The organism is Paenarthrobacter sp. Z7-10, assembly GCF_026932795.1.
Taxonomy (GTDB): domain Bacteria; phylum Actinomycetota; class Actinomycetes; order Actinomycetales; family Micrococcaceae; genus Arthrobacter_M.
This window is the reverse complement of record NZ_JADPVH010000058.1, coordinates 1-10,199: the sequence shown is the minus strand read 5'-3', so window position 1 is coordinate 10,199 and position 10,199 is coordinate 1. Positions and strand designations below refer to the sequence as shown.

The 10,199-nt window shown below is 59.4% G+C and carries 9 protein-coding genes; 3 read left to right on the top strand and 6 right to left on the bottom strand.

From position 1 onward, the window contains the following. Positions 1–95: 95 nt before the first annotated feature. Positions 96–608, bottom strand: a complete 513-nt coding sequence (locus IV498_RS15265; protein WP_269047951.1) for a DUF6932 family protein — start codon at positions 606–608, stop codon at positions 96–98. A gap of 259 nt (positions 609–867) precedes the next feature. Then, on the bottom strand, positions 868–1,545 hold the full coding sequence (locus IV498_RS15260) for an 8-oxoguanine DNA glycosylase OGG fold protein (RefSeq protein WP_269047950.1): 678 nt from the start codon (positions 1,543–1,545) through the stop codon (positions 868–870). Positions 1,546–1,762: 217 nt separating this feature from the next. Between IV498_RS15260 and IV498_RS15255 the strand changes: the two genes are divergently transcribed. Next, the gene (locus IV498_RS15255) at positions 1,763–2,221 is read left to right on the top strand and encodes a hypothetical protein (protein ID WP_269047949.1); all 459 of its coding nucleotides are present in this window, start codon (positions 1,763–1,765) and stop codon (positions 2,219–2,221) included. A gap of 89 nt (positions 2,222–2,310) precedes the next feature. Here the strand turns inward: IV498_RS15255 and IV498_RS15250 are convergent, their stop codons facing one another. Continuing rightward, positions 2,311–3,060: an ATP-binding protein gene (locus tag IV498_RS15250; protein WP_269047948.1), complete on the bottom strand. Its 750-nt coding sequence runs from the start codon at positions 3,058–3,060 to the stop codon at positions 2,311–2,313. Next, the gene (istA, locus tag IV498_RS15245; RefSeq protein WP_269047947.1) at positions 3,057–4,613 is read right to left on the bottom strand and encodes an IS21 family transposase; all 1,557 of its coding nucleotides are present in this window, start codon (positions 4,611–4,613) and stop codon (positions 3,057–3,059) included. Before istA ends, IV498_RS15250 begins: the two co-directional genes overlap by 4 nt. 53 nt (positions 4,614–4,666) lie before the next feature. Between istA and IV498_RS15240 the strand changes: the two genes are divergently transcribed. Together IV498_RS15240 and IV498_RS15235 are read left to right on the top strand one after the other, a co-directional pair. Continuing rightward, positions 4,667–6,286, top strand: a complete 1,620-nt coding sequence (locus tag IV498_RS15240; protein WP_269047946.1) for a site-specific DNA-methyltransferase — start codon at positions 4,667–4,669, stop codon at positions 6,284–6,286. Next, positions 6,283–8,877: a DEAD/DEAH box helicase gene (locus IV498_RS15235; RefSeq protein WP_269047945.1), complete on the top strand. Its 2,595-nt coding sequence runs from the start codon at positions 6,283–6,285 to the stop codon at positions 8,875–8,877. The genes IV498_RS15240 and IV498_RS15235 overlap by 4 nt, the downstream gene beginning before the upstream one ends. Before the next feature lie 24 nt (positions 8,878–8,901). Here IV498_RS15235 and IV498_RS15230 read toward each other — a convergent pair whose 3' ends face one another. Further along, complete coding sequence (locus IV498_RS15230) at positions 8,902–9,948, bottom strand: PDDEXK nuclease domain-containing protein (protein ID WP_269047944.1); 1,047 nt, start codon at positions 9,946–9,948, stop codon at positions 8,902–8,904. A 9-nt stretch (positions 9,949–9,957) separates the two neighbouring features. Further along, positions 9,958–10,199, bottom strand: a 242-nt coding sequence (locus IV498_RS15225; protein WP_269047943.1) for an IS3 family transposase, incomplete at its 5' end; no start/stop codon positions are given.

The window sequence follows — 10,199 nt, the reverse complement described above, 5'->3', positions numbered from 1 at the left end:
AGACCACGACATGAGATCCAGCTCTTTGATCCCGGTGGTCTCATTCAAGGCCTCCCGAAGGAGACGCATGCTGTTTCGAGTTTCGTCTGACAGTTTCACGGCGTCACCTCCAAGTAGCCCTTTCGCTTGCCAGCAATGATTTTTCGGTCAGGGCCTTTGACCTTGCTCCAAGTATCGTCCCACGTCCTGAGTTGGGCAGGCATGTCCGGGATGAAGAACGTGTCGAGGAGGCCGCCGAACGGATGAAGCTTCAGGGTCTGAGCATTGGGTTGGGCGGCGGTCACATGCTGAAGGGTAGAAAGGGGCAGCATCGAATCCGCTAGACAGAGCTTGAGCTTCTTGATGGGAACTATGGCCACCACATCCGCGTCTTCGGGAGCAGCCCAATTCTTATGGGTGGTGAATCCTCCGTTGATCCAGAATCTGGCCTCCGGAATTGTTTCCCAGACTATATCGATGAAGAGGTGGAGCGCCCGGTAGATCATCGCTCGCCGTTGTTGATACGGGGCTTGGTCGACGAAGAGTTCTTTGATTTCTTCCATCGTTGCCGGGTACGGCGAGCTCTCCGGAGCAAGGAATCCTTCGGCATTAAGTTTTGGTAGCAACATTCCCCCGTCAGATGCAAAGTTCCTGATGAATCTATCCCGTACATGGTGTTTCTGGCCACCTTGAACAGTTCGACGAGGACCCAACTGAGGGCCTTATACGCTGAGCAAAGAGGTTCAGACCAGTCAATTGCCACCTTGCGAACTCACGGATCATGGCCACTCGTCCATTGCCATTTCACCCTCTCAGCAAAGGATTTCAGTTCCGCACGCGTAGCGACGCAACGCAGGATCCTTCCGGGAGCTCAAGTCCCCTCCGCGCTCAGTCCTGCCTAAAGATGAGCTGTTCGACCTGCTCGGGTTCAATGCCGAGGTCTTCTGCCCATTCGGCCATGCATTCGGTGTATCGACGGTAGCTACTGGTGCTATGCCAGGTAAGCCACAGGTGGCCAATCTCTGGGCAGTGTTCACCGAACCATCCAGCGACGATGCTGTCCATGATCGGGGTGGTAGCCACCTGGTCTGAAGCCTTAGTAGCGAAGCTGATGAACTTTGTCGCGAAGGCCGGTCCCCACTGAGCGAAGAACTTCCTATCGGCTTGTCGTTTGTCTACGACGTGCTCGAACGCAGCGGTCCCGCCATTGGCCATCGCGATCTGAGAGAGGGTGTGCAGTTCGACCGCGAAGTGCTTTCCCTTTTCAGGATCCGTGTTCAGACGGATGACCCGTGCGGCGCGGTATGGGCCAAAGCCGGCCTTGGCATAGCCCCAGAGGTAGCTGGCGATGTATGCGTCGAGAGCCGAGTCGGGGTCATGGACGAGCTTGAACGTCTCCAGGACGCCAGCGCGGTCAATGGGATTTGGAAGAGCTTCTAAAATGCTGCTGTGGCCGAGGTACTTTTGCCAGTTCTTCTTTTCCCACTTGAAGGCCTCCTGCGATGGACGGCCGTTCGCGTCCCACTCCTGGAATCTTCTTCGCAGGTTATCGGGCACAGCTGTCATGGTGTATCTCCCCAGGTAGATGGTCCACTTACCTTCGCATATGCCACCCGGTTTCCGGTTAGTGAATATAAGTGGTGAAGATTTCGGTGCCGGCTCTGTGCCACGGACGAAGCTGAAAGATCAAGATTGACCGGCGCGCTACTCATTTGCTGATAGACATGAGGCTGGGTATCCGGTGTGCGCGGCGATTTTCGAGGAGTTTTCATTGTCCAAAAGCATGTTCGAGGTCTACTTGAACGAGGTGACGGACGAAACTCTGAGGGCGAAGTTGAAGGCCGAGTACGAGCGCACCACCAAGAAGTTCGGGCTCGTCTTTGAAAGGCACTCTCCCGAAGGCATCCGGATGCCCCAAGCCCAGGTCCGCCGAGGTCGCACCGTCATCCGCGAAGTCGACGGCACATTCCATAAAGTGCGTGCCATTAGTGGTGACACGGTGGCTCTTGCCGACGAGTACGGAAACGTGACCGAAGAGAAGGTCGCGAACGTGACCGCTGCCCGGCAATTCGGCGAGGTAGTCTTCCCAGGTCTGAAGACCGTGGGCTCCGTGCACGCCGGCAACCAGGAAGATCCAGCCCATGTGGTGATCAACGGAGAGAACTTTCACGCCCTCGAAATGCTTGGATACACTCACCCTGAATCCGTGGATCTGATCTATATTGAGTATTTGAGGCTTTGAGCACCACCCGATCGTGCGGTTCAACACCATCGATCGTGCGAGAGAGCGCCAGTGGTGGTGTGGCTGGGCGCCACTGACGCTCTCTGTCATTAGGCGCGGGCCAGGGCGGTGTGCTCCCTCATGTTGTAGGTGCCCGTTTCAACCCAGATCGTGTTGTGGATGATCCGGTCCATGATCGCGTCCGCGTGAACACCGGAGCCGAGGCGCTGGTGCCAGTCCTTCTGTGAATACTGGGTGCAGAACACGGTCGACGTTGCGCCGTAACGGCGCTCCATTAACTCCAGCAGCATGCCGCGCATCGATTCCGTGGGCTTGTCCAGCAGCCACTCGTCAATGACCAGCAGGGTGAACGCCGCGTATTTGCGCAGGAACTTCCCGGCGCCGCCGACGGCGTCTTGGGCGGCGACCCAGGCCTCCTCGAGGTCAGGCATTCGAACGTAATGGGCGCGGACCCGGTGCTCGCAAGCGCGTTTCGCGATCGCGCAGCCCAGATACGACTTCCCCGAACCGGTGAACCCTTGGAAGACGACGTTCTGCTGCCGGTCCACGAACGAGCAGGTGCCGAGCTGGGCCAACACCTGCTGGTTCAGACCGCGCTCGTCAAGCAGATCGATGCGACGCAGATCAGCGTTCGGATAACGCAGCCCCGCCCGTCGGATCAGCCCGGCGACCTTGGAATGCGAGAACGTCGAGTAGGCGTCATCGACGACAAGCCGGACGCGTTCTTCGAACGACAGACTGATCGAGAGGGTCTCGTCCTGGGTGTCGATCGCCTCGAGCAGCTCGCCGGCGTTCATCTCACGGAGCTTGCGTTTAGTTTCCGTATCCAGGCGGCTCATCGCGTCCCTCCGGCGTAGTAGGCGCTGCCGCGGACGTAACCGCCATCGTCGCCCTCCGACTCAACGGGGACGTGCCCGATTTTGTCCTGCCCGGTGTCAAGGATCGGTCTCAGGTGCGCATATCGCGGGGACCGGATCGGCCCGCGCAGCGCGAGCTGACAGGCCGCTTCCACCCGGGTTGGCGAGAACCGGCGCGATAGGCGCAGCACTGCCAACGCCGGGTCGAACCCGGCCTCGTCGATGGATGCTGCTTCGAAGATCCTGCTGATCACCGTCGCCGTGGCCGGGCCCACCCGGGAGGCCCAGTCGTCGATCCGGGACCGGTCCCAGGCCTGCCAGCTGCGCCCCTCGGGCAGGTCTGCGTCGTTCGTCTGATACTGGTTCACGGTCGTCGCTGGCAGCAGCAGGTGGCTGGTCAGGCGCTCATCACCCCGATAGACCTCCAGCATCGTGTCCGTGACCCGAAGGTCAACGAGAGAGCCGATGTGGCTGAAGGGGACAGAGTAGAAGTTCTTCGCCCAGACCACGTGCCCGTTCTTGCCCACTTTGCGTCGGTAGGTCCAGGTGCTGATCTCGAAAGGCACCGCCGGCAGAGGCTGCATAAGCGGCTTCTCCTCGGTGGTGAACACGCTCAAACGAGAGCCTTCCCGCTTCTGGAACGGCTGCCGGTTATAGGCATCCACCTGCTCATGGACCCGGGTGCGCAACTGCGCCAGGGACGTGAACTGCTCGTGCCGGAGCCCCGCTATGACCCAGGTCGCGACATGAGAGACCGTGTTCTCGACGCTCGCCTTGTCTTTTGGGGCCCTAACTCTGCCCGGCAATACCGCAGCCGAATAGTGCGCCGCCATCTCGCGGTAGGCGTCGTTGAGAACGACCTCTCCCTCGCGAGGGTGGGAGATCACCCCGGTCTTGAGGTTATCGGGCACCAGGCGGGGGACGCTGCCTCCGAAGAAGGCGAACATCGCAGCATGGGCGCGCAGCCACGACTCCTGCCGCATATCCAGGCTCGCTTCCACGAACGCATACCGGCTGAAGGGTAGACAAGCGACGAACAAATACACCTTCGAGATCTCGCCCGTGGTCGGATCCAGCAGCTGCATCGTGGGCCCGGACCAGTCGACCTCGATGCTGCGGCCTGCCTTGTGGCCGACCCGGGACGTGGCCCCGGTCACGGCGGCGTGCTCGCCATAAAACCGGCAGAACCGGTCGTAACTCATCACCGGCTGCCCTGCGCGGGAAGACGCGTCGACATACTCCTGGTGCAGCAGCTTCAACGTCACGCCCACCCTCGCCAGCTCCGTGTGCACCCGGGCCCAGTCCGGCTGCGCGAACACGCTCTCGCGGACGCCGCGGCCGGGAAATAGCGCCGCATACACCTCGGCCTCCGGCAGCTCGGCGGCGTCATCCCAACCCAGACCTGTCAGCTCCGCCGCATCGAGGACCGCCTGAATGCTGTGCCGGGATATTCCATGAGCCGACTCAATCGCTCTTCCCGACAAGCCTTGGTTGCGAAGCTGTAACACCAGCTTCGCTTTGATCTTCCGTACCATTACCGGTACTCCTTCCACCACGTGTCCCTCACATGGTGGAAGGAGCTTTTCAGGTGGTGCTCAACCACACCAATGGTGCCAACGAGCGACGGTGCTCACCCGCACCACAGGTGGAGCCCACAGAAGCCAATATTCACTATATCGACCCCCCGTACAACACAGGCAACAAGACGTGGCAGTACAACGACCACTATGTCGCCGAGCAGGACAGCTTCCGACACTCGAAGTGGCTGAGCCTCATGGAACGCCGGCTGATGCTGGCCAAGAAGCTCCTCAAGCCCACGGGCGTCATCATCGTGGCCATCGGCGACGAGGAACACCACCGGCTGCGGATTTTGATGGACGAAATCTTCGGTGATCAGAATTTTCTTGCGAACCTGGTTTGGGATGGTGGCACAAAAAGCTATGCGAGCTATGTTTCGTCCGGGCAGGACTACATGCTCGTTTATTCAAAGAGCGCTGCTGCCCTCACACAGCAGGGAATTCAATGGCGCGAAACGAAGCCTGAGTTTGCTGTGGTCATAGATACAGCCGCGCGACTGTTCAGATCATCCGATGGTGACGCAGATCTAGCGGGTGTGCAGTTTCGTGACTGGCTAAAGAAGGCTGATCTCTCGCCAGGGATCAAGCGATTCAATCAGATCGAGGCGGTAACAGGCCGCGTTTTCAATGCAGACCGAGATCTTGGTGCACCTGAAAAAAGGCCAAATAGGTCATTCAAGCCGCTACTGCACCCTGCGACGGGGCGAGAATGCCCAGTGCCATCAAACGGGTGGAGGCTATCGGAAACTGAGTTGCTCGCTCGGCTTAGTGCCGGACGGATTGCGTTTGGCGAAACCGAATCGAAGATCCCTCGGGAGAAAAGTTATCTCGATGAGGCTTCTACACAGATTCCCGGAGCAGTGTTCCAACGAGATCGAAGCGCCGCCTCGATCTACCTAAACCAGGTACTCGGCGACAAACGGTTCCCCTTCCCCAAGGATCACAATGTCCTGATGCGCTGGATTCGGCTTACTGCTCCCAAAGATGCTGTGATCCTCGACTTCTTCGGAGGTTCAGGCACAACGGCTGAGGCTGTCATCCGGCTCAATGCCGAGGACAAGGGCACACGGCAGTGCATCCTGGTCACCAACAACGAACTGTCAGCCAAAGATGACGCTGCGCTGCGTAAAGCCGGTCATCAGCCAGGCTCCGCCGAGTACGAGGCCCAGGGCGTATTCCACAACGTGACCAAGCCGCGCATCGAGACAGTCGTGACAGGTGTGCGTCAGGACGGCTCCGTCTACTCTGACGGTCTACCAGCCAACGTGGAGTTCCTTGACCTCGCCTACCTTGAGGAGAGCCGGGTTCACGCAGCTCTAGAGTACGAACGCCTCGCGCCACTGTTCTGGCTGAAATCCGGCGCGGTGGGCACCGTGGTGCAACGCACCGAGGATTCAGCCTATGAATGGAACGAAGAGTCCTCGATGGCTGTGCTGTTCAATGCCGGGAAGGCAGCCGAACTGGCTGAAGTCCTGGCCACCAAACCGAATCAGGTCGAGCATGTTTTCATCATCACGGACTCTCCCGAACAGGGCGACCTCGCTGGGGAAGCGTTCAGCGACGAGCTCACCGTTGAGCCCATCTACGGTTCCTACCTTGATGCCTTCCAAATCAATCGGAGCGATTCGTGAAATTCACGCTTGCCGACTACCAGGCCGACGTTGTCGAGGAGACTCTCAACGAAATCAGCATCGCCATTAAACGGCTCCGCTCCAGCACTGAGCGCAAGACCGCGATCGGGATCAGTGCTCCGACCGGTGCGGGTAAGACCGTAATTGCTTCCGCGGTCTTGGAGGGACTGCTTTTTGGAGCAGAGGACTCCGAGCCGCGTCCGGAAACCACCATCCTATGGCTGACCGATGACGGGGAACTCAACGAGCAGTCACGCAAGAAGATTCGGGCGTCATCGGACCGGATCAATATGAACATGCTCCGGAGCGTCGAAGCTGACTTCGACCAGGCTGAGTTCAGCCCCGGGCTCGTGTATTTCCTGAACGTCCAAAAGCTCGGAACCGGCGCTACACGCCATATCCAGACCGGTGACGGACGCAGGTATTCGCTGTGGGAAACCATCGGAAACACCATCAAGCAACGCGGTAGCGGCTTCATCATCCTGGTCGATGAGGCGCACCGGGGAGCAACAGACCGGAGCCGGCCGACGATTCTGCGACGAATCCTCGATGGGTCGATCATCGAGGTGCCAAGTGGCAACGACACTTTCCGTACGATCGTGAACCCGCCGGCGCCCATCGTAATCGGGCTTTCTGCGACGCCGAAGAAATTTGAGGAGGCCATGCGCGGCGCCTCAGGTCGTTCCCTTGTGCAAGTAGTGGCTGATGTCCAAAAGGTGCGCGCCTCCGGGCTCATCAAGGAGCGCATCAACGTCAGCTACGCAGTGGACGACCAGCCCAGCGATGACACCCTGATTCGTCAGGCCGTAGCTGACCTGGACCGTTCCGACCGGCAATGGCAGGAGTGGGCCCGGTCCACTGGCGCTTCGTCCTATCCGGTGCCGCTCCTGGCCATCCAGGTTCCGGATCTGACGTCACCGGCGAAGATCGGCGAGATTGTCCAGACACTCACCGACGCCTCCGACGCCTTTGACGATGCAGACTCTGTGGCCCACGCATTCGGCGAGCACGCACCCGTCACAACCGTCACTTGGTTGAGCGGTGTCGAGATGCCGCGGGTGGTCCAGCACATTGCCCCGACCTCGATCTCGCAGTCAGGAAACCTGCGTGCCGTGATCTTCAAGCAGGCCCTGACCACCGGCTGGGACTGCCCCCGCGCCGAGGTGATGGTGTCTCTGCGCACCGCGCAGGAGCACACGCAGATCGCCCAGCTCATCGGCCGGATGGTGCGCAATCCCTTGGCCAAGAAGATCGAAGAGCCGGAATTCGATGATTTGAATGCAGTGGACTTGTACCTGCCGCACTTCAACAAGGTTGAAGTGGCCATGGTCGTGAAATCCTTCATGGATTCGGCGGACATCGAGGTTCCGGTGCAGTTGAATCCCAAGCGGATGACGCGAAACCCCGATGTGCCAGCAGCCGTCTGGGCTGCCATCTCTGGGCTGACTCGGGAGCAGAAGCCGGTACGCCGGTTCAGCTCGAACGTGAACCGCCTGGTACGACTGGGAACCCAGCTGGACAACTCCGACTTCGAGCACCCTGGAGGGTCTTCCTATACCCAGGAATCACGCAACGTCGTCGTGGAAACTCTTGCCTCTGTCTACAGCCAGAACAGGGTGGCCATCGACAAGGTTGCTCAATCGCTGCTCGAAGTGAGCTTTGAAATGGCCACCTTCGACCAGTACAGCGGCGCCAACACAGGGACCATTGCACGCACTGCCGCCACGAGCCAGAAGAACCTTCGCCAGCTCCTGGAGGAAGCCAAGCGACGGCTCCCCGACGCCGCCGCAGCTTGGTACAGCACCTCCTTGGTCATTGCCGGGGAACTGGCGTGGGATGAAGTGGTCGTCCGGACTGTGGCCCTGGCACGGTCCGCCGAGGCCAGGGAAGCACTGGAGGCCCAATGCGGCGGACGGGTGGAATCCTGGCGGCGTAACACGGCCGGCTCGGTAGCGCGCCTGAAGCCGACGCAACGCCATGAATTTGAAGCCATCTTCGCCCCCATCGGGTCGGCACTGACCAGCAACCTCGGTATGCCCGAGATGATTTCGCAAAAGACAGAGATTCTGAACAAGGACACCGGCCTCGTCGAGGAGCTTCCGTTGTATGCGGGCCACCTCTACGCGTTACCTGAAACCAAACTATTCCCCGACACCTTCACCGGATGGGAGGAAAGTGTCCTTGAAGCCGAGCAATCCTCTGGCACGCTGTTGGGGTGGTACCGGAACCCCGTGGGCGGCAGCCACGCGCTGTCGGTGCACTATCTGGATTCCGAGGTGTCCAAGAACCTCTACCCGGACTTCTTGTTCTTCCATGATGACGGGGAAGACGGTGTGGTCATCGACCTAGTAGATCCCCACAATCACTCTCTGGCGGACACTGCACCTAAGTGGGCTGCCTTGGCGCGTTACGTTCGAGAGCACGATGGGGATTTCCGTCGAGCGGCGATTGTCATCAAGGACTCTACAGGAGTGCTGTTGTCGATCCAGTTGTCTGGTCAAACCGACGATATTCTGGAGAAAAAATTGTCGGAGGCAACATCCAAGGAAGCCATCGAGCAGCTGTTCCGTGAGCTTGGCGGAGCTTACTAAATCCTGGCGCTGATCCACCCAGCGTTACGCCTCGGGGGCACCCGCGGAGTCGTGCTCGAGCGCTGCGGTGATGGCTGACGGGGATGGCAGAGTAGCTCGCTCATCAGCCGGAAGTGCTTCGTACGTGTAGGACGTCACGGTCAGGGGCTGGGCAGAACCGTCGAGTGCGTAACGCACGGTGCGCTCGTTCCTGGATCCACATACGAGGATCCCGACAGTTGGGGCCTGCCTGGGCAGCCGGAGCATGTCGTTGACCGCGGCGACGTAGAAATTCAGCTGACCCAGGTGTTCGGGCTTGAATTTGCCAGCCTTTAGTTCCACGACGACGTAACGGTCGGAAGGAACATGGTAGAGCAGCAGGTCGATGAAAAAGTCATCTCCATCGACGTCGAGATGGTACTGGCGGCCGACGAAGGCGAAGCCGGGCCCGAACTCGGCCAGCGTCTGCGCCATGCGTAGCGTCATGGCCTCCTCGATGGCAACTTCCTGTGCTTCCTCGGTCAGCCCCAGAAAGTCAAGCACCAGAGGGTCCTTGGCAACCTCCCGTGCCAAATCAGTACCTTCTCCGGGCAGCCGTGCCTCAAGATTGTTCGGGGCCGCACCGGTGCGGCTGTGGAGGCTGGTGAGGATCTGGTGTTCCAGCACGGCCACCGACCAACCATGCTGGACGGCTCTTAATGCATACCATCGGCGCAACTCGTCGTCGTCCAGCTTGTTCAAGAGCGCGACGTTGTGGCTCCAGCTCAATTGTCCAGACGGTGTCTGGACAATTGATTCCGGGCCCTTCCATGCGGCGGCGAAGGCGCGCATGTTGTACACATTGGTTCGAGAGAACCCCTTCATGTGCGGGAACTCTGCCCGCAGATCACGTGCGATCTGGTCAAGAACCTTGCTCCCCCACTGCTCGGTCACCTGCCTGTCCAGAATGGTCCGCCCTATGTTCCAATACAGCTCGATCATGGCCGTGTTCACTATGCGCTGCGCCCGATGCTGAGCTTCCCGAATGAGGCCTTTCAGAGTCGCCAGCGCGGCAGCGTAGTCTCTGGGAAGGTCCGGTTCGAGCTCGGTCATGACTCCACCCTAGTGTTCCGTGTTAATGGTTTGTTTGCGTTTCATTTTTCCTAAGAGGTACTCCGCTGACTTGGTCCAGGTGAATGGTTTGGCGTCCTTGTTATAGTTCTTGATGTACTGTTCCATGGCTTCTTCCAGATCCTTCACTGAGGCGAACGTTCCGCGTTTGAGGCACTGACGGGTGATGATTCCGAAGAAGATCTCCACCATGTTCAGCCAGGAACAGCTGGTCGGGGTGAAATGCATGACCA

Bases quoted from the DNA above. Each gene is read 5' to 3' on its own strand.
- IV498_RS15265 (WP_269047951.1), bottom strand. From the start codon at position 608: ATGTTGCTACCAAAACTTAATGCCGAAGGATTCCTTGCTCCGGAGAGC.
- IV498_RS15260 (WP_269047950.1), bottom strand. From the start codon at position 1,545: ATGACAGCTGTGCCCGATAACCTGCGAAGAAGATTCCAGGAGTGGGAC.
- IV498_RS15230 (WP_269047944.1), bottom strand. From the start codon at position 9,948: ATGACCGAGCTCGAACCGGACCTTCCCAGAGACTACGCTGCCGCGCTG.
- IV498_RS15250 (WP_269047948.1), bottom strand. From the start codon at position 3,060: ATGAGCCGCCTGGATACGGAAACTAAACGCAAGCTCCGTGAGATGAAC.
- IV498_RS15255 (WP_269047949.1), top strand. From the start codon at position 1,763: ATGTTCGAGGTCTACTTGAACGAGGTGACGGACGAAACTCTGAGGGCG.
- istA (WP_269047947.1), bottom strand. From the start codon at position 4,613: ATGGTACGGAAGATCAAAGCGAAGCTGGTGTTACAGCTTCGCAACCAA.